Annotated in this window: 19 protein-coding genes; all 19 read left to right on the top strand. The window is 37.9% G+C overall.

Annotation, left to right across the window (positions count from 1 at the left end; all coding sequences use genetic code 11):
• Positions 1-311: 311 nt before the first annotated feature.
• Positions 312-1,295 carry a Gfo/Idh/MocA family oxidoreductase gene (locus VIG73_RS08890; protein WP_331641114.1) on the top strand — a complete coding sequence of 328 codons (984 nt, stop codon included), beginning with the start codon at positions 312-314 and terminating at the stop codon, positions 1,293-1,295.
• A 35-nt stretch (positions 1,296-1,330) separates the two neighbouring features.
• On the top strand, positions 1,331-2,326 hold the full coding sequence (locus tag VIG73_RS08885) for a LacI family DNA-binding transcriptional regulator (RefSeq protein WP_331641112.1): 996 nt from the start codon (positions 1,331-1,333) through the stop codon (positions 2,324-2,326).
• 57 nt (positions 2,327-2,383) lie between these two features.
• A complete protein-coding gene (locus tag VIG73_RS08880; protein WP_331641110.1) occupies positions 2,384-3,634 on the top strand; it encodes a diphosphate--fructose-6-phosphate 1-phosphotransferase in 1,251 nt (416 codons plus the stop codon).
• The gene (locus VIG73_RS08875; RefSeq protein ID WP_331641108.1) at positions 3,610-4,620 is read left to right on the top strand and encodes a Gfo/Idh/MocA family oxidoreductase; all 1,011 of its coding nucleotides are present in this window, start codon (positions 3,610-3,612) and stop codon (positions 4,618-4,620) included. The genes VIG73_RS08880 and VIG73_RS08875 overlap by 25 nt, the downstream gene beginning before the upstream one ends.
• On the top strand, positions 4,617-6,485 hold the full coding sequence (iolD, locus tag VIG73_RS08870) for a 3D-(3,5/4)-trihydroxycyclohexane-1,2-dione acylhydrolase (decyclizing) (RefSeq protein WP_331641106.1): 1,869 nt from the start codon (positions 4,617-4,619) through the stop codon (positions 6,483-6,485). Before VIG73_RS08875 ends, iolD begins: the two co-directional genes overlap by 4 nt.
• 22 nt (positions 6,486-6,507) lie before the next feature.
• Entirely contained in the window at positions 6,508-7,317 is an 810-nt protein-coding gene (gene iolB, locus VIG73_RS08865) for a 5-deoxy-glucuronate isomerase (protein ID WP_331641103.1), read from the top strand.
• Between the two features lie 13 nt (positions 7,318-7,330).
• Positions 7,331-8,248: a myo-inosose-2 dehydratase gene (gene iolE, locus VIG73_RS08860; protein WP_331641101.1), complete on the top strand. Its 918-nt coding sequence runs from the start codon at positions 7,331-7,333 to the stop codon at positions 8,246-8,248.
• A gap of 18 nt (positions 8,249-8,266) precedes the next feature.
• Complete coding sequence (locus VIG73_RS08855) at positions 8,267-9,274, top strand: Gfo/Idh/MocA family oxidoreductase (RefSeq protein ID WP_331641099.1); 1,008 nt, start codon at positions 8,267-8,269, stop codon at positions 9,272-9,274.
• 17 nt (positions 9,275-9,291) lie between these two features.
• Entirely contained in the window at positions 9,292-9,978 is a 687-nt protein-coding gene (locus VIG73_RS08850; RefSeq protein ID WP_331641097.1) for a hypothetical protein, read from the top strand.
• Positions 9,975-11,462 carry a sugar ABC transporter ATP-binding protein gene (locus VIG73_RS08845; protein WP_331641095.1) on the top strand — a complete coding sequence of 496 codons (1,488 nt, stop codon included), beginning with the start codon at positions 9,975-9,977 and terminating at the stop codon, positions 11,460-11,462. The genes VIG73_RS08850 and VIG73_RS08845 overlap by 4 nt, the downstream gene beginning before the upstream one ends.
• Positions 11,463-11,464: 2 nt before the next feature.
• Positions 11,465-12,454 carry an ABC transporter permease gene (locus VIG73_RS08840; RefSeq protein WP_331641093.1) on the top strand — a complete coding sequence of 330 codons (990 nt, stop codon included), beginning with the start codon at positions 11,465-11,467 and terminating at the stop codon, positions 12,452-12,454.
• 17 nt (positions 12,455-12,471) lie between these two features.
• Entirely contained in the window at positions 12,472-13,452 is a 981-nt protein-coding gene (locus tag VIG73_RS08835; RefSeq protein ID WP_331641090.1) for a sugar ABC transporter substrate-binding protein, read from the top strand.
• 7 nt (positions 13,453-13,459) lie between these two features.
• Positions 13,460-14,302 carry a sugar phosphate isomerase/epimerase family protein gene (locus VIG73_RS08830; protein ID WP_331641088.1) on the top strand — a complete coding sequence of 281 codons (843 nt, stop codon included), beginning with the start codon at positions 13,460-13,462 and terminating at the stop codon, positions 14,300-14,302.
• A 1-nt stretch (position 14,303) separates the two neighbouring features.
• Complete coding sequence (locus VIG73_RS08825) at positions 14,304-15,314, top strand: zinc-dependent alcohol dehydrogenase (protein ID WP_331641086.1); 1,011 nt, start codon at positions 14,304-14,306, stop codon at positions 15,312-15,314.
• Between the two features lie 11 nt (positions 15,315-15,325).
• On the top strand, positions 15,326-16,294 hold the full coding sequence (locus VIG73_RS08820) for a sugar ABC transporter substrate-binding protein (RefSeq protein WP_331641084.1): 969 nt from the start codon (positions 15,326-15,328) through the stop codon (positions 16,292-16,294).
• Positions 16,295-16,320: 26 nt separating this feature from the next.
• Positions 16,321-17,325 (top strand): inositol 2-dehydrogenase, encoded by a 1,005-nt coding sequence (iolG, locus tag VIG73_RS08815; protein ID WP_414648390.1) that lies wholly within the window; start codon positions 16,321-16,323, stop codon positions 17,323-17,325.
• A gap of 13 nt (positions 17,326-17,338) precedes the next feature.
• Positions 17,339-18,169, top strand: coding sequence for a transketolase (locus tag VIG73_RS08810; protein WP_331641079.1), 831 nt, complete (start codon positions 17,339-17,341; stop codon positions 18,167-18,169).
• Entirely contained in the window at positions 18,166-19,116 is a 951-nt protein-coding gene (locus VIG73_RS08805; RefSeq protein ID WP_331641077.1) for a transketolase family protein, read from the top strand. The genes VIG73_RS08810 and VIG73_RS08805 overlap by 4 nt, the downstream gene beginning before the upstream one ends.
• A gap of 46 nt (positions 19,117-19,162) precedes the next feature.
• Positions 19,163-19,534 (top strand): isocitrate/isopropylmalate family dehydrogenase (locus tag VIG73_RS08800; RefSeq protein WP_331641075.1); only part of this gene is annotated, 372 nt, incomplete at its 3' end.

Here is a 19,534-nt window from a genome sequence, read left to right as displayed (position 1 = left end):
TGATGAAATATGTAGGATTGGCGCTCATGTTCATCGGTTTACTGTTTGTAGTACGTCAGCGTAAATATGAATAATCGTAACAGCTACAAGATTCGATAAGTTTAACCAGAATGATCCAATACCGGTCATTCTGGTTTTTTTGTTTGTAGATAATAAAGAACTGAAGTAGAATAAAGTGAATTTAAAGCATGAAAATAGTTGCTTGAAACACTTTAAAAATAAAATGAAATTAAGTGTTGCATTTTTCAGAAAGTAAAGATAAAATGAATTCAACATAAAGAAAGCGCTTTATCAAAAAGGGGATATGATACGTGAAAAAAGTAAAATGGGGAATTTTAAGTGCAGCAAATATTGCTTTTGAACAGATGGTACCTGCGCTAAGGAGATCAAAAAACTCAGAAATTGTAGCAATTGCTTCAAAAACACGTGAAAAAGCTGAACGATTTAATATCGAAAAAATTTATGCGACATATGAAGAGTTGTTGGAAGATGCTAATGTAGAGGTCGTGTATATTCCACTTCCAAACGCATTGCATAAAGAATGGATCATAAAAGCAGCACAAGCAGGAAAACATGTCATCGTCGAAAAGCCTGCTGTTTTAACATCAAAAGATATGGATGACATTTTAGAAGTGTTACAGCAAACGAAAACGATATTTATCGAAGGGTTTATGTATCAATATCATAAACAACACCGTGAGGTTAAGCGGTTACTCAAAGAGGGCTGTATCGGTGAAATAACGCATATTAAAACGCATTTCTCTTTCCTATTGCAAAATCGTGAAGATATTCGCATGAATAAAGCTCTTGGCGGTGGTGCCTTTTGGGACGTAGGATGCTATGGTTTACATGCTGTTACACAATTATTAGACTTTAAGCCGGCGCATTATAAAATGATAGCGAAAGTTGATGAGGATAAAAACGTTGATTTAACCTCTACTTGTCTTTTGCTAGATGCACAGGGAAGAACAGCTGAAGTGAGTGCCTCTTTCGAAATGCCTTTTGAAAATCGCTATGAAATTTTCGGCACAAAAGGAACAATTGTTGCACAGTATGCTTTTCGTCCTGATGTTTCTGAAACAGGAGAAGCAATTGTGAAAGTATTAAATCGAGATGGCCATGAACAGAGTAGAAAAACGCTGAAAGACGATCAATATGTAAATCAAGTAGAGTATTTGAATGACTGTATATTAAACAATATTCAACCAGAGTATGACGCAGAGAAAACAAAAGAAATGATTGCTCTTATTGAAAGTTGCTACGACTCGATGTACAATCTAACACAGGATGATTAAGTAAAAAATTGGATAGATTGTAGGAAGTGAACAGTGTGAGTGTAACAATATATGATGTCGCAAAAGCTGCGGACGTCTCGATTGCTACAGTGTCGAAAGTGATTAATAAAAAAGGAAGAATAAGTGATTTAACACGTGAACGTGTGCTTAAAGTGATGGAAGAATTAGATTATAGGCCAAGCGTTTTAGCCTCAGCATTAATGGGGAAAAATACAAATACGCTCGGATTGTTAATTCCAGATATTATTAACCCATTTTTCGCAGAATTATCGCGACATATTGAAGATCGCGCCAATGAATTAGAATATAACGTTATAATTTGTAATACAGATTATCAACAAGAAAAAGAGAAAAATTATATACAATTATTAAAGCAAAAAAGTGTAGATGGTTTCATATTGGCCTCTGGATTTGAAGATCCAACTGAGGTTGAGCGCTTAATTGAAGAGGAAATTCCTGTTGTTATTGTAGCACGTGAATTTCCGTTATTCTCTGTTAATGGAGTAGCGCTCAATGATTATATCGGGGGACAGATGGCTGCAAAGCATCTTGTAGATCGAGGGCATCAAAATATCGGAATCATTGCACGAGATTTATGGAGTAACCGAGAACGAGTAAGAGGTTTTTGCGATTATTTGCAAAGCCAAGGATTAGAAAAACATCCAGAATTTGAATTTATTAGAGATGATAATTTAACCCATATCATTACTGGAAAGAAAGCAGCAGAACATTATTTAACTAAAAATAGTCGCCCGAGTGCGATCTTCGCTTGTAATGATTTATTAGCCGCTGGAGCGATACAGGCCACGCGACTTCACGGGTTACGTATTCCAGAAGACATCGCGATTGTAGGGTTTGACGATACGACATTGACCCGAATGATTGATCCACCTCTGACAACAGTTGCACAACCGATAGAGCAAATGGGAAATGAAATTGTTGATTTGATGTTAGGCGTAATCGACGGTTCAGTAAAAGGTGAAAAGCATATAACATTAATGCCTTCGATGAAGGTGAGAGAGACGACTTAAAAAAGTCTCTCTATAAAGGATAAAGCGCTTAACCTTATGAGAGAGGAGGAGAAGATGATGGCAAATAGTTTAATCGTTCAATCGGGTGGCCCGACGGCAGTCATTAATAGTACAGTAGTCGGCGTTGTCCAAGCGATTTTAAATCGAAACGACCGAGCTCAAATATACGGTGCACTCGGTGGAATAGAGGGAATGTTGAAGGCGGACTTTATTCGATTAAATCGACTTACTCCTCATGAATTAGAATTATTGCGTTACACACCAGGAGCAGCATTAGGAACATGTCGGTATAAACTGACTCCTGACGACTTACAAAAAATCATTCACCATTTGAAAGAAGCTCATATTACAGATTTATATTACATCGGTGGTAATGGTTCTATGCAAGTTGCGACATTGTTAAAGGAGGAAGCGTTAAATCAAGGCTATGCATTGAAAGTTATCGGACTACCTAAAACAATCGATAATGACTTATTTGGAACGGATCACACTCCCGGTTTTGCAAGTACAGCGAAATACTTGGCAACAATGGTTCTAGATTTAAAGATGGACGTATCAAGTTACGTTGGTGGACAACGAGTAACAATTGTTGAAACGATGGGGCGTCACACAGGATGGCTAGCAGGCGCTTGTCAATTAGCCTTTCTAGAAGATGATGATTTTAATGAATGTTTAATTTATTTACCAGAATTTCGTTTTGATTTATCCGAATGTCTTCGAAAAGTTGAACGACTGTTAAACAGTAAAAAAAATGTCTTCCTCATCGTTGCTGAAGGAGTTAAAGATTTACAAGGGAGCTATTTAACATCAAGTCATTTAAAGTATGATGCTTTGAATAGGCCAAAGCTAGGGGGAGCTTCTACTTATTTAAAAGAGCAAATAGAAGCTCGATTTAAAGTAAATGTCCGGGTAATCGAACCGAGCATTTGGCAAAGAAGCAGTGTCACGCTTGCTTCTCAAGTCGATTTTTTAGAAGCATATGAAGTAGGCCAACAAGCTGTCAACTTTATGCATGAAGGTAAAACGAATGTGATGGTGGGAATGAACAGAAGAGAAGAAACGAATTATGATATAGATTATAGCTGTATTCCACTGTCATGGATTGCAGGAAAAGAAAAAACAGTACCTCTAACATGGTATTCACCCAAACGTAATAAAATGACACAACAATTTATTGAATATTTACTCCCTTTAATTCAAGGAGAGGTAAGACCGAAAACGAAGTATGGTTTACCCCATTATAGTTCACTGTATGAACTGAGAAGTGAAGGAGAAGTGGTAAAATGTCGATTGTACAATGTGCAGTAGTTGGAGCGGGGCGATTAGGAATGATTCATGCACAAAATATCGCAAACTTCATTCCAAATGCCCGACTCAAAACGATTGTAACGACACGTGAAGAGTCTGGCAAGCGCGCTGCGGGTCAATTAGGTATTCAAAATTGGACAACAAATATTCAAACAGTGTTAGAAGATCAACAAATAGATGCGATTATAATCGCAAGTCCAACCCCTAGTCATGCAGAACTGATTAAAAAAGCCATTCAGTATAAGAAACATATATTTGTGGATAAGCCGATGACAAGTACAGTAAAAGAGGCGGAGGAACTGATGCCTTTATTCAATGGTTACAATAAAGTATTGCAAGTTGGCTTTAATCGCCGGTTTGATGAAGCATATAGAGTAGCGGCAGCAAAAATCCGGCGTGGAGATATCGGAGAGCCCCTGTACTTCTCGGGTATAAGCCGGGATCCAGGTTCACCACCGGAAGAGTACATTGCTACAAGTGGCGGAATCTTTGTTGATTTATGTATTCACGATTATGATATCGCCCGTTACTTAATGGGAGCGGAAATTGAAACAGTTCACAGCTTTGGTAAAGCGCTTAATCATCCGTTTATGGATAAGTATAACGATGTTGATCAAGCAATTACAAAATTAGAATTTTCGAATGGTGCACTCGGCATTGTCGAAGGCAGTCGAAATTCATCTTTCGGCTATGACATCCGTGCTGAAGTATTAGGAACAGAAGGAATGTTACAAATTAGTTCAATCCAACGATCGAATATCGTGACACTCTCATCAGGGAGTGCTACAACAGATAATATTTTAGATTTTCCAAGTAAGTTTGAAAACGCTTTCTTTAATGAAATGAAAGCATTTATCGATACGGTTGTAAAGGGAGGTTCATCGCTTGTTACTGCGAGAGATGCACTCATCGCATCGAAAATTGCAGAAGCAGCAACAGCCTCTTTTACTAATAAACAAATGATGAAAGTAGGGAATGTAGAATGAGTACAATTCGTTTAACGATGGCACAAGCATTAGTGAAGTTTTTGGACAATCAATATGTTCAACATGATGGAGTAGAGCATAAGTTTGTTAAAGGAATTTTCGGGATTTTTGGTCATGGGAATGTTACTGGAATGGGCGAAGCATTGGAAAATCATGACGGGGAAATTACGTACATTCAAGGGAAAAATGAACAAGGAATGGTGCATACAGCAGCAGCTTATGCGAAGCAAAAAAATCGCCTTCAAATTTATGGTTGCACAACATCGATTGGTCCAGGCGCTTTAAATATGGTGACAGCTGCAGGAACTGCAACGGTGAACCGCATTCCGGTATTACTTCTCCCAGGAGATAATTTTGCGTCACGCCAACCAGATCCTGTCCTTCAACAAATTGAAGACCCGACAGACTATACGATGTCAGCATCTGATGCATTTAAACCAGTAAGTAAATATTGGGATCGTATCGTTCGTCCTGAACAATTAATGACGGCGATGATTCATGCGATGCGAGTGTTGACAGACCCTGTCGACACAGGAGCAGTCACGATAGCTCTACCACAAGATGTGCAAGCAGAAGCTTATGATTATCCAGTGGAATTTTTCTCAAAGCGTGTCCACTATTTAGACCGTCAAGCTCCGAATCAAGACGCATTACAAAGAGCGATTGACTTAATTCGTACGAAAAAAAATCCAGTTATTGTAGCAGGTGGTGGCGTTCATTATGCTGATGCACAGCAAGAGCTGCAATCTTTCGCACATGCATTTACGATTCCTGTAGGAGAAACGCAAGCTGGAAAAAGTGCGCTCCCTTGGGATGACGCGATGTACATGGGGAGTATCGGTTCAACAGGATCGAAAGCGGCAAATATTTTAGCGCGTGAAGCGGATCTCGTAATCGGCGTTGGCACGAGATTAACAGACTTTACAACATCTTCGAAAGTAGCTTTCAGTCATCCGAATGTGGAATTTTTAAGCATTAATATTAATAATTATGACACGGTGAAAATGGATGCTACCCAGCTTGTAGGAGATGCGAAAGTGACGTTGCAACAACTAACGGAAGAATTGTCAAAACTAAATTATCATTCATCTCATGAAACAGAGCGCTTAACGAAAATGAAAGCAGAATGGGATGCAATTGTAGATGAGTATTATTCACAAGAGGTGAGTGGCGGTTTATCTCAAACGCGCGTCATCGGTGAAATTAATAAATTTGTACAGCCTGAAGATGTAATCGTCTGTGCAGCAGGCAGTATGCCAGGAGATTTACACCGCTTATGGCGATCAACTCAACCTAAAACATATCATATGGAATATGGCTTCTCTTGTATGGGTTATGAAGTAGCAGGAGCACTCGGTGTGAAGATGGCGATTGAAGATGAAGGGGAAGTCTATTCTTTCGTCGGAGATGGTAGCTATTTAATGCTCCACACGGAAATCGTAACAAGTATTCAAGAAAATAAAAAAATGACGGTTTTACTTTTGGATAATAATGGTTTTCAGTGTATTCATAACTTGCAAGTAGGTCAAGGTAGTGATGGTTTCGGCAATGAATTCCGATATCGTTCTGAACATGATAATCGCTTATCAGGAGAGTTTTTAGAAATTGATTTTGCTCAAAATGCACGTAGTCTTGGAGCGAAAGGATACACCGTACGCTCACTAGAAGAGTTACAAATTGCTTTAGCGAAAGCAAAAGAAGAAACCGTGACGACTTTGATTGATATAAAAGTGTTACCAGGTACATGTACGGTCGGTACAGAATCATGGTGGAGATTAGGAGTAGCCGAAGTTTCAAAGTCTGAAAAAGTGTTGAAAGCTCATGCACAAATGAAAGCTACAGCTGAAAAAGCACGACAATATTAACAAAAATTAGGAGGAATTTACATTGTCAAAATTACAATTAAAACCACAAGATCCGAAAGTGAACGATAAAAAATTAATTTCAATCACCCCAGAATCCGCTAATTGGGATTATGTTGGAATGGATATTGTTCGTCTTGAAAAAGGTGATCTGTATAAAGTCGAAACAGGAGACCGCGAAATGATTGCATTATTATTAAGCGGAAAAGCCAATGTAAAAACAAAAGAAAATCATTGGAATGATATTGGGAAACGAATGTCTGTATTTGAAAAAACACCATCTTATTCCGTATATGCACCGAATGATGATTTTGTAGAACTAGAAGCATTAACAGAAGTTGAAGTGGCGATTTGTACAGCACCTGGAAAAGGTTCATTTAAAGCTCGCCTCATTTCACCAGAAGATGTCGATGTTGCACAACGTGGCAGTGGAAATATGTCTCGAACGATTCATAGCGTACTTCCAGAAACGGCAGATGCGGACAGTTTATTTATTTTCGAAGTGTATACACCAGAAGGTAATTGGTCTAGTTATCCACCTCATAAACATGATACGGATGATTTTCCAAATGAAACGTATTTAGAAGAAACATACTATCACAAAATTAATCCGAGTGAAGGAGGATTTGCGATTCAGCGAGTTTATACGGATGACCGCTCTTTAAATGAAACAATTGTTGTCAATGATGGAGATGCGGTGCTCGTACCGAAAGGACATCATCCTTGTGCAACACCACCTGGATATGAACTTTATTATTTAAATGTAATGGCAGGTCCGATTCGCTCTTGGAAATTTACAAATGATCCAGATCATGACTGGTTAACAAAACAATAAAAGAGGTGTTGAAATGAAGTTACCTTTTTCATTAGGTATTCACCCTATCAACTGGGTAGGTGAAGATGTTTTAGAGCATGGTGATCACTATACAGGGGAAGAAGTGATGCAACAAATTCAAAAACTAGGGTTCAAAGGAACAGAAGTAAGCCGTAAATTTCCGAAAAATCCAGTTGAGTTAAAAGCAGCGCTTGATCGACATGGTCTTCAATTAACGACACAGTGGAAGTCAGTATTTTTCTCAGATCGTAGTCGTCATGAAGAGCAACTGCAATCTTACCAAGAACATATCAACTTTTTAAAGCCTTTCGGTTGTAAAGTAATTAGCACAGCAGAGGCGGGAAATTCTATTTTAAATCAAGATCCAAGCATGCCAGAAGATGCCCGTCACGTTCGACCTTTGACAGAAGAGCAATGGGAAGCATTGGCAGAAGGATTGAACGCGGCCGGAAAGTTAGCGCATGAAGCGGGCATGAAGCTCGTTTACCACCATCATGCCGGTACAGTCGTAGAAAAACCGGAAGAAATTGATAAGTTGATGGATATGACAGATCCTCGTTATGTATATTTACTTTATGATTCAGGACATGGCTATTACGGTGGGAATGATCCTATGGAGTTATTAACAAAGCATTACAACAGAATTGGATATATTCATTTAAAAGATGTGAGACAAGAGGTTTTAAATGCTTCCCGTGAGCAACACTACCCGATTCGTCAATCTTTACGGGAAGGTATTTTTACAGTACCTGGAAGTGGCGTGCTAGATTTTGAACCGATTTTCCGTTATTTATTCGAGCAAGAATATGAAGATTGGGCGTTGATCGAAGGAGAACAAGATCCCAAAATCTATCCACCTTATGAGTTTGCACAAAAAGCATTGGATTATTTAGCTTCAATTGTAACGAAAATTGAAAATGAAAAAAAGTAAGAGAGCGAGGAACGAACAATGACAAAAGCCATTCGCTGTGCAGTATTAGGACTAGGACGTCTCGGATATTGGCACGCTGAAAATGTAGCGAGTAAAATTCGAGGAGCCGTTTTAACAAAGGTGATTGATCCGATTGAAGAGCGTGCAGCAGAAGTAGCACGACTTTTACAAGTGGATGCGTACGGAACAGACCCAAAAGAAGCATTTGAAGATGATGACATTGATGCGGTGATCATTGTGACACCGACGAGTACTCATGGAGAAATGTTAGAACAAGCAGCGAGAAGTGGTAAACATATTTTCGTTGAAAAACCGATTACCCAAACAGTTGCTGAAGCGGATCGTGTAATCGCAGCAGTAGAAGAAGCAAATGTCTTATGCCAAGTTGGATTTATGAGACGTTTTGATCCAGCTTATGCGGAAGCACAGAGAAGAATTGCGCAAGGAGATATCGGTCAACCTTTATATTTTAAGGCTGTCAGTCGAGACGGCAATGTACCACATGAAGCCTTTATTGCAACGAGTGGCGGCATCTTTTTAGATGTAGCGATTCATGATTATGATATTGCGCGCTTTTTAATGAATGAAGATGTGACAAGTGTACAAGCAACAGGAAATATTTTGCTCGAGTCGAATCAATTCATGCAAAAGCACGGAGACGTTGATCAAGGTTTGACATCACTAACATTCGCAAGTGGGGCAGCAGGTGAAGTCGAAACGATGCGAATTGCTCCTTATGGCTACGATATTCGTGCTGAAATTGTAGGTACAGAAGGAGTGCTCCAAGTAGGTTCGATGCGTCAGCATGATGTGACCATTTTCAAAAATAATACGACAAGTTATGATCTCATTCAAGATTTCCCAACGAAGTTCCAACATGCTTATGAAATTGAGATGCAACAATTTATCGATAGTTTATTGCAAGGTAGTCCAGTGAAATGCGACGTCTATGACGGGAAAAAAGCACTTCAAATTGCTGAAGCAGCAACTGCGTCATTTAAAGAGCAGCGTCGTATTCAACTATAATTAAAGGAGTGAGAGGGATGAAATTATGTGTCACTTATACGATTTATCAACAAATGAAATCAATCTTCCAACAGAATGATGAACTAAAACATCTTACGACAATATGCCTCCCATATAACGCAGATAAAAAAATTATGGATCACATTCAGCGGGAAGAACTTTCTGTCCATACAATCTCACTACCTCTCACTTCTTTGATTGATACTAAAGTATCTAATGAATTTTTTAGAGAACAATTAGTGCGTAAACTAGAATCGTGCAATTGCCATGATGTCTTACTTCAAATACACGAAGATTTGATACTGACGGAAGACCATATTTCGATGATCCATCAATTTGCGGAATTTCTTTATAAAAAAAGAATAACCCTTCATGTTGAAATGAATCACTCTATCCTCGAAATGAAGAGATTAATTTACCATCAGGAAAACGTATATTTTCAGTTATGTATGAGAACGGACTCATACTGTTTACAAAAAGAACAAATTATTTTATTGAAAGATTTACTGCCTTACTGCGCAAATGAGATCGTTGTAGTACTTCGAAATTTAAATATAGAGAACTTGAAAGTGTTATCAAATTTCAATCCATATATATATTATATTTTTGAAGAATATTGTAGCGAAAAAGAAGTAGCTGAATGGTTAACCATTAGTAATGTACAAAATCTATACTGCATAAGAGAAGGGAGCCTCCACATATGATTTTACAAATGGAAAATATCAGTAAATCATTCTCTGGTGTTCAAGTATTAAAAGATATTAGTTTAGATGTAGAAGCAGGAGAAGTTCATGTTTTATTAGGAGAAAATGGAGCGGGAAAATCAACCATTATTAAAATATTAACAGGGGCCTATACGAAAGATGTAGGGAGAGTGGTTTGGAAAGGTGAAACGCTAGAAGTATCAAAGCCACAAGATGCTATTGACGTAGGAATCGGTACCATTTATCAAGAGTTGAATTTAGTACCTGAATTATCAGTTATGGAAAATATTTTTTTAGGACATGAGATTAAAAAGGGAGGATCACTTTCTTTACTTGATCGTTCGGAGATGAGAAAGCAATCTCGAAAATTATTAGAACGCTTGGGAGTAGTAGTTAGCCCGGATGAATTAGTAGGAAGTTTGGGGGTTGGTCAGCAACAACTCGTTGAAATTGCGAAAGCGCTTTCGATGAATGTAGATCTTCTCATTATGGACGAACCAACTTCAAGTTTAAGTGAACGGGAAGCGGAACAATTGTTGAAAACAATTAGTAATTTGCAAAAAGAAGGAATGTCTTTTATTTACATTTCTCATCGCCTAGAAGAAATTAAACGAATTAGCGATCGGATTACCGTCCTCCGAGATGGCGAGAAAATTAAAACCGTTAAAACAAAAGAAACATCCATTGATGAAATGATCGCGCTTATGGTAGGAAGATCCCTCGATAATAAATTCCCAAAAGTTCAATTTGAAAAAGGCGATGCAATATTAGAGGTGCAAAATCTTCAGTTAAATGAGAAGTCTCCAGTTATTGACTTTACAGCATATCGAGGAGAAATATTAGGAATTGCTGGACTGGTAGGGGCAGGGAGAACAGAGATTGTGCGTGCGATTTTTGGAGCTGATACAAAACATAGCGGGAAAATCATATTAGATGGACAAGAAATTAAAATTCAAACACCAATTGATGCAATACGTGCAGGTATTGCTTTTATTACAGAAGATCGAAAAGAGGAAGGCTTATTTCTAGATCAAGATTTAGTATTCAATAAAACGATTGCGAATTTAGATAAAGTTAAAAATAAAGGGTTAATTAATCCGAAAAGACAACATGATATATCTACTAAGTATGTGAAAGAATTAGAAATTCGACCGAACAATGTGAAATTAATGGCTCGTAATTTGAGTGGTGGAAATCAGCAAAAAGTTGTAATTGCAAAGTGGTTAAATACAGATGCGAAATTGTTTATCTTTGATGAACCAACTCGTGGTATCGATGTAGGAGCCAAAGTAGAAGTGTATAATTTAATGAATTATTTAGTTGAAAATGGTGCTGGTGTAATTATTATTTCTTCAGAGCTTCCAGAAGTATTAGGAGTATCAGATCGAATTTTAGTGATGTGTGAAGGAGAAATTACAGCAGATTTAAATATTAGAGACGCCGATCAAGAAGTCATTATGAAAGCGGCAACAGGAGGTTATTGATGATGAGTAATACAACAAATGAGGCGATGGCTAGCCCAACAAGTCGTAAAAAAATAGAAATGAAATATTTTATCAATAAATTTGGAGCATTATTAGGATTAGTACTCTTGACGATTACATTGTCTATTCTAACACCCAATTTTTTGAAAATTGATAATATAATGAATATTTTAAGGCAATCTTCTATTAATGCATTGCTATCTATGGGGATGCTCTTGCCTATATTGACCGCAGGAATTGACTTATCAGTTGGATCCATTTTAGCATTATCGATTGTTGTGACAGGCATAACAACTGTTGGATTAGGTTGGCCTCCTATTTTAGGTTTGTTTATCTGTGTTGGTGTCGGAATGTTAGCAGGTTTAATTAATGGTCTTCTATTGACAAAATTACGTTTGCCACATCCTTTCATTTCTACATTAGGGACGATGAACGTTTACCGCGGCTTAGCTTTAATTATTACTGGAGCTTCTCCAATTTTTGGGTTTTCATATTTGATTAATTTTACAGGGCAAGCGAATGTAGGATTTGTACCGTTTAGTTTTATTCTCGTTATTGTTGTTGCTGTTATTTTCCATGTATTTTTAACGCGTTCTAAAACCGGTCGATATATTTATGCTATTGGTGGTAATAAGGAAGCGGCAAGGTTATCAGGAATTCCCGTAGATCGTGTACTGTTAAAAGTATATATGATTAGTGGTCTGATGGCGGGATTAGGGGGATTGGTCTTAATTGGACGTACGAATGCTGCATCGCCAATTGCAGGTTTGACTTATGAGTTAGATGCAATCGCAGCAGTAATCATCGGAGGGGCTAGTTTCTTTGGTGGTGTTGGAACAGTATGGGGAACATTAATCGGTGCGATGATTATTGCTGTATTGCGTAATGGGTTAAATTTACTTGGGACATCAACTGATTTACAAACAGTAATTATTGGATTAGTCATCATTTTAGCTGTATACGTTGACGTCTTACGTCGCCGTTCAAAATAAAAATAGGGGGAATTATTATGAAAAAAGTATATGGAGTTTTTTTACTTGCTTTGATTTTCATTTTAGGGGCATGTAATTCAGAATCATCGAATGAAGAACAGGAAACAGATGGGACTCCAACAGGAGAACAAGAAATGAAAATTGGAGTTGTACTCATGTCTTTGAATTCTGAATATTGGAAAATCCATGAAGCGGGAGCAAAAAAGGCAGCATCAGATTTAGGAGTCTCTGTAGAAGTATTAGGACCTGCTGAAGAAACGCTATATGAAGAACAAGTGCGCATGGTAGAAGATTTTATTTCATCTAAAGTAGATGGGCTAGTCGTTGCTGCAAGCTTACCTGAGGCGATGTTGCCAGCATTACAAAAAGCGCATTCACAAGGTATCCCAGTAGTATTAGCAGACGCAAACGTAGAAAGCTTTGAAGATCGAGTGACATTTATCGGAACAGAAAATTACGATGCGGCCTTTAAAGGTGGAGAATATGCTGCATCCATGTTGGAAAAAGGAGATAAAGTTTTAATCATTCGCGGTCAGATGGGCGCCAAAGTTCACGATGAACGAACGAAAGGTTTTGAAGAGGCGTTACACGAGTTAGGTGTTGAGTTTATCGTTCAAGATGCACAGAGCGATCGTATGAAATCAGTGAATATTGTTGAAAATACATTGACAGCAGATCCAAATATTAAATTAGTTTTTGCCACGTCTGATGAAATGGCTCTAGGTGCTTATACAGGAATGAGCAATAAAGGAGTGACAAACATTCCAATTATCGGATTTGATGGAACGCCTGATGGTTTAGATTCAGTACAGCAAGGTCAATTAACAGCGAATATTGCACAAGATCCTTTTCAAATGGGCTATTTAGCAATTGAATCAGCAGTGAAAGCTAAAAAGGGAGAAACAGTAGAAAAGCGTATTGATTCCGGATCTGAAGTCTATACGAAAGAGAATGTCGAACAACGAATTGAAGATTTGAAGAACTATTTAGGTAAGTAGGTGACATATGAATATATCAGCCTGTAGTTGGATTTTCGGAAAAATGGCTATTCAAGATGTCTTTTGTTTTATGGAACAATCAGGATTTGATGAAGTAGAAATTGCAGCAACAACGGCTATGGAGCAAGAGAAGGATATTCAAAATTATTTAAAAACAACCTCATTAAAAATAGGTGGCATGACAGGAGCATCTTCCAAAAATGATGTTCATGGACATTTATCACATCCTAACCAAGATGAAAGACAAAAAGCAATTGAATCTTTTCAACAGCAAATTGCAACATGCGCTCGTCTAGGGGGACGATATTTAATCATCTGTCCTTCTTCAGTTGGAGTTATGGACTTACCTGATAATATAGAAAGTCATTGGAATCGGGCACTAGATTCGGTTCGACAGTTAATCCCTGTCGCTGAAAAATATAAAATCGAACTTGTTATTGAACCGATTAATCGATATGAAAGTTTAATTGTGAACCGTGTACAGGAAGCGTATCATTTTGCAGAACAATTGAATCATCCTCAAGTTAAAATATTGTTTGATACATTTCATGCCAACATTGAAGAAGTGAATTTTGAAGACGCATTAGAAAATGTATTTGCTAAATTACACGTAGTGCATTTAGCGAATAATAATCGTCGAGGATTAACTGAAGGATCACTTCAATTTGATATTTTCTTGGGAAAATTACAGCAATTAGGTTATGAAGGTCCCCTTGTTTTTGAAATGATGGCAACTGGTCCTCAACCTTTTGTAGCAAATAAAACTAAGCAGGCGATGGGACAATTATTAAAAGAACTGGAACAATCAGTGCAACACATACGGACACTGATTAATCAAAAGGAGGAGTAATATGTTAGCGGGAGTTTTTGAAAGTATTGGAACATTAACATTAAAAGAAGTACCAGAACCAAATTTAGTTCATGATACAGACATTAAAGTAATGGTAGAAGCAGCAAGTATTTGTGGAACGGATGTACACATTTTAGGAACACCTCCATCCCATCCAGCAAATGTAGATACAGTATTAGGGCATGAATTTGTTGGACGTATCGTTGAAGTTGGTAAGGATGTTACTCATTTAAGTATAGGAGATCGTATCGTGGTGGACCCAACGATCACATGTGGAACTTGCGCTTATTGTCAGTCAGGGCATGCAAATGTATGTGAAAACTTTACGACAATTGGAATCTTTGAAAATGGTGGATGGGCTAAATATTGTGTCTTACCAGCGAGAAATGCTCATCGAATTAGTGAGGATGTTCCTGTTGAAATTGCTGCTATGGCTGAGCCTTTATCTTGTGTAGTGAATGCTTCAGAAAAGCTTCAAACAAAACCTGGTGATACCGTCGTAATTCTTGGAGCAGGTCCCATGGGACAATTATTCATTCAAATGCAAAAGGCAGCAGGAGCAGGAACTATTATTGCCGTTGATTTTTCAGATTATCGATTAAATATTGCAAAACAATCTGGTGCGACTCATCTTGTAAATCCCCAACATGACAAATTAGAAGATATAGTGGAACAATTAACAAAAATTGGGGCAGATAGTGTTGTTGATTGTGTAGGCACGTTATTTGGACAAGCGGTTGAACTAGTAAGAAAAGCAGGGAAGGTTGTTCTTCTTGGAATGAATGACAAGGCATTTCCCGAAATCCATCAATGCTCGATCACGAGTAAAGAACTGACGATTTTTGGATCTATTATTCAAAATTATCATTTTCCAAAAGTCGTTCAATTATTGGAAAGCAACGTATTAAATTTAGAGACATTAATTACTGAAACGATTGAGTTAAAAGATATCGAAAAAGGGTTGGAATTAATGAGGCAAGGCGCAGCAATTAAAATTATTGTAAAACCATAGGAGTGTTGTAAATGAAAAAGATTAAAATGTTCTTGATTTTAACATTTGGATTATGGTTAGTAGCGTGTAATGGAGAGGAAACAAGTCCTTCACAAGATGAACAAGAAAGCTCATCAGCTAAAAGAAAAATTGCTGTCGTTTTAAAGGGAGCGGATCAAGAGTATTTTAAATTAGCAGAAGCGGGAGCTAAACAAGCGTTCAAAGACTTTGATGTAAAAGGAACGTTCTTAGCTGCTTCAAAAGAAACTCAAGAGCAAGAACTTTTGAATATATTAGAAGATTTATTAATTCAAGCACCTGATGGATTAGTTGTTATGCCAAGTACAGGATCAGCTATCCCTACATTAAAAAAGTATGAAGATAAAAATATTCCGGTATTACTGATTGATACTGATTTAGATTGGGATGGAAAAGTAGCTTATATCGGCACTGATAATTATACAGCAGGTCAAAAAGTTGGCGAATATTTAGAAGAAGTTTTACAACCTGGTGCTGAAGTGGCAATTATAGAAGGAGTGTCTGGCGCAGCTCAAAATGAGGCGCGTGTGGCTGGAGCGAAAGATTACTTACAAGAAAAGGGATTTAAAATTGCGACTGTACAAGCAGCAGACTTTGACCGCACAAAGGCAGTAAATACTATGGAAAATATTATTACAGCTCATCCAAATATTCAAGCTGTTTTCGCAGCGAATGATGAAATGGCATTAGGAGCGTATCAAGCACTTAAGACAGCGAATTTAGATATTCCAATCATCGGTATCGATGGGACAACAGATGCCTTACAGTCCATTGCGGATGGAGATGTTACAGCATCTATTGAACAGTTGCCTTATACGATGGCGTATTTAGCAGTGGAAAATGCAATTAAGTCTTTAAATGGTGAACCTGTCGAAAAGAAAATCGATAGTGGAATAGAATTAATTACGGTAGAAAATGCAGCTGAAAAGTTAGAAAATGTTAAAAAATTATTAGGAAAATAAGTGCTATATTCGAAAGGATGAACACAATGATTCGATTAGGCATAATAGGCGCAGGAAGAATTGGTCAATTACATGCACATAGTGTACAAAAAATGGCGGATGTCACAATCGTTAAAATATCCGATCCTTTTATTGAAAAAGTGAAAGACCAATTTATCGAATTTAAAGATATTGATTTTGTTGAAACTTATCAAGAAGTTTTAAGAGATGATTCAATCGATGCGATTTTAGTTTGTTCTCCAACAAGCACTCATGCTGAAATTATTGAAGCGGCAGCGAATGCTAACAAGCATATTTTTTGCGAGAAACCCGTTAGTCCTTCCGTTGAAGAAACAGAACGTGTCTTAAAAGTTGTAGAAAAGGCAGGCGTCTTCTTACAAGTTGGTTTCAATCGTCGGTTTGATCAAGATTTCTCGAAAATGCAACAACTCGTTTCAGAAGGAGCGATTGGAGAGCCCCACATATTAAAAATCACTTCACGAGATCCGGCAGCACCACCTCTTCAATATGTAAAGCAGTCTGGTGGCCTATTCTTTGATATGTCGATTCATGACTTTGATATGGCACGCTACATGATGAATAGCGAAGTGATAGAAGTTCATACGGTAGGAGCTAATCTGGTTGAACCTTATATCAAAGAAGCTGGAGATATCGATACAGCAATTATTACATTGAAGTTTGAAAATGGTGCAATCGGAGTCATCGATAATAGTCGTCAAGCCAAATATGGATACGATCAACGAGTAGAGATGTTCGGTTCTCGAGGAGCTTTAACGTGTGAAAATGTTCGTGAAACTTCAGTACAACTTCATACAGAACAAGGTTCTCAAGGTGAGCCATTAAAAAACTTCTTCTTAGATCGATATGCAGAAGCCTATACAGCTGAGCTACAAGCCTTTTTACATTCGATTGAAACAGGTGCTCCACTGCTGTGTGTTGGAAATGATGGATTACAAGCAGAGAAAATTGCACGAGCGGCTCAACAATCGTTACAAGAAAACCGTCCTGTACGTATTACAGAAGAAGGATAAAGGAGAGATTAAAATGGACACATTAACACAAACCGCAGCAGAAATTCGTAAAGAGATTTTAAAAACGATTCATTATGCAGGAGCCGGTCATATCGGTGGGCCTATGTCTGCTGTCGATATTTTAACGTATTTATATTTTAAAGAAATGAATATTAACCCTGAGGATGGATGGAATGAACATCGAGATCGTTTCATTTTATCGAAAGGTCACTCGGCTATTGCATTATATGTGACATTAGCTGTGCGAGGATATATGCCTTTGGAAGAATTAAAAACTTTCGATGCGCTTGATTCACGCCTTCAAGGTCATCCAGATATGACTTTACTTCCTGGTTTGGATATGTCGACAGGGTCACTTGGTCAAGGGCTATCGGCTGGACTTGGAATGGCCTTAGGAGCAAAATTACAAAATGAATCGTTCCGTACATATTGTATGGTAGGGGATGGTGAATCACAAGAAGGCCAAATTTGGGAAGCAGCAGATGTTGCTTCAAAATATGGTGTCGATAATTTAGTTTGTATCGTTGATAATAACCGACTTCAGCAATTTGGATGGAGCAATGATCAAGTGACGCGCAACGCACCTCTTGAAGACCCATCAGAACGTTGGAAAGCATTTGGCTGGCATGTTATTTCGATTGATGGACACGATTTTGAAGAAATCGAACGTGCTTTTAAAGAAGCGCGTGATACGAAAGGGAAACCTACTGCCATTATCGCGAATACGATTAAAGGAAAAGGTGTAAGCTTCATGGAAGGCGCTTATTTATGGCATTCTCGTATTCCGACAGATGAAGAGTTGAAAGATGCTTTAGCAGAGTTGAATAAGGAGGTCGTATTATGAGCACAGTAAAAAAAGAAGCAATGCGTGATCGCTTTAGCGAAGTCATCCTTGATTTAGCGAAAAATGATGACCGTGTATATGCAGTAGATGGAGATTTAGCCAATTCTACTAAAATTGATATCGTAGCAATGGAAAAGCCAGAAAAGTTTTTGCAAATGGGGATTGCCGAGCAAAATATGTTAAGTGTTTGTTCGGGGTTAGCTTCGACAGGTTTACAACCATGGGCTGTAACATTTGCAGCTTTTTTATCAAAGCGTGCGTTGGATCAAATTCAAGTACAAATTGCACAACCTAAATTAAATGTGAAAATGGTCGGTGCATATAGTGGATTATTAACAGGTTTGACAGGGAAAACTCACCAAGCTCTTGAGGATATTGCAATTTTCCGTACTTTAGCAAATATGGTTGTCATTGCACCAGCGGATAGTGTAGAAGTAGAAAAAGTAATGCGTGCTGTTAATCAGTATGACGGTCCGGTATATATTCGTTTAGCGCGAGATGCTTATCCGTATTTATTCGAAGAAGATTATGAATTTGAAATTGGAAAAGCTGTTACCTTAAGAGAAGGAAAGGATGTTTCAATTATTTCAACAGGTACTCAAACGAGTCGTTCTGTTGAAGCAGCGGAGCGTTTAGCAGAGAAAGGAATTTCTGTAGAAGTTGTGCATATGCCGACAATCAAACCTTTAGATGAAGCGGCAATTGTAGCAACTGCCAAAAAAACAAATCTCGTCGTATCTGCCGAAGAGCATAGCATTTTAGGTGGGCTTGGAAGCGCAGTGGCAGAAGTGTTGGGAGAACGATATCCGACGCAATTGCTACGGATCGGTGTAGAAGATCGAAATGCTGAATCTGCTCCAAATGAAGAATTGTTAAATAAATATGGTCTTTCTGTAGAACATATGGTGACAAAAATTTCTGCTTATTATGAAAAATATAAAAAATAAGTTATAATAAGAGAAGTTAAGCGCTTTCTCAGAAAGGAGAATAAAAATGCAAAAGTATCGAATTGCAGTAATTGCAGGGGACGGGATTGGTCCTGAGGTGATCGCTGAAGGAATTAAGGCAATTGAAGCTTTAACGACTTTGAAAGAAAAGGGAATTCAATTTGAATTCGTTCATTTACCGTGGGGTTGTGAATATTATTTACGTGAAGGACGGATGATGCCTGAAGATGGCATGGACGTATTGCGTGAGTTCGACGCTATTTATTTAGGTGCAGTCGGATATCCTGGTGTACCGGATCACGTCTCATTATGGGATTTATTATTAATTATTCGGAAGCAATTTGACCAATACATTAATTTACGCCCGATTCGTTTATTGAATGGTGCACCGACTGTATTGAAAGAAGGAACGGTTGAT

Origin of the sequence: Cerasibacillus sp., from assembly GCF_036516575.1 — a bacterium.
Lineage (GTDB): Bacteria > Bacillota > Bacilli > Bacillales > Amphibacillaceae > Cerasibacillus.
Note: the sequence above shows the minus strand (reverse complement) of the source record. Positions and strands in the feature narration are given on the sequence as shown.

Excerpts from the sequence above, each read along its gene's own strand:
- VIG73_RS08880 (WP_331641110.1), top strand. The coding sequence starts at position 2,384 with ATGGCAAATAGTTTAATCGTTCAATCGGGTGGCCCGACGGCAGTCATT.
- VIG73_RS08875 (WP_331641108.1), top strand. The coding sequence starts at position 3,610 with ATGTCGATTGTACAATGTGCAGTAGTTGGAGCGGGGCGATTAGGAATG.
- iolD (WP_331641106.1), top strand. The coding sequence starts at position 4,617 with ATGAGTACAATTCGTTTAACGATGGCACAAGCATTAGTGAAGTTTTTG.
- iolE (WP_331641101.1), top strand. The coding sequence starts at position 7,331 with ATGAAGTTACCTTTTTCATTAGGTATTCACCCTATCAACTGGGTAGGT.
- VIG73_RS08855 (WP_331641099.1), top strand. The coding sequence starts at position 8,267 with ATGACAAAAGCCATTCGCTGTGCAGTATTAGGACTAGGACGTCTCGGA.
- VIG73_RS08850 (WP_331641097.1), top strand. The coding sequence starts at position 9,292 with ATGAAATTATGTGTCACTTATACGATTTATCAACAAATGAAATCAATC.
- VIG73_RS08845 (WP_331641095.1), top strand. The coding sequence starts at position 9,975 with ATGATTTTACAAATGGAAAATATCAGTAAATCATTCTCTGGTGTTCAA.
- VIG73_RS08840 (WP_331641093.1), top strand. The coding sequence starts at position 11,465 with ATGAGTAATACAACAAATGAGGCGATGGCTAGCCCAACAAGTCGTAAA.
- VIG73_RS08835 (WP_331641090.1), top strand. The coding sequence starts at position 12,472 with ATGAAAAAAGTATATGGAGTTTTTTTACTTGCTTTGATTTTCATTTTA.
- VIG73_RS08830 (WP_331641088.1), top strand. The coding sequence starts at position 13,460 with ATGAATATATCAGCCTGTAGTTGGATTTTCGGAAAAATGGCTATTCAA.
- VIG73_RS08825 (WP_331641086.1), top strand. The coding sequence starts at position 14,304 with ATGTTAGCGGGAGTTTTTGAAAGTATTGGAACATTAACATTAAAAGAA.
- VIG73_RS08820 (WP_331641084.1), top strand. The coding sequence starts at position 15,326 with ATGAAAAAGATTAAAATGTTCTTGATTTTAACATTTGGATTATGGTTA.
- iolG (WP_414648390.1), top strand. The coding sequence starts at position 16,321 with ATGATTCGATTAGGCATAATAGGCGCAGGAAGAATTGGTCAATTACAT.
- VIG73_RS08810 (WP_331641079.1), top strand. The coding sequence starts at position 17,339 with ATGGACACATTAACACAAACCGCAGCAGAAATTCGTAAAGAGATTTTA.
- VIG73_RS08805 (WP_331641077.1), top strand. The coding sequence starts at position 18,166 with ATGAGCACAGTAAAAAAAGAAGCAATGCGTGATCGCTTTAGCGAAGTC.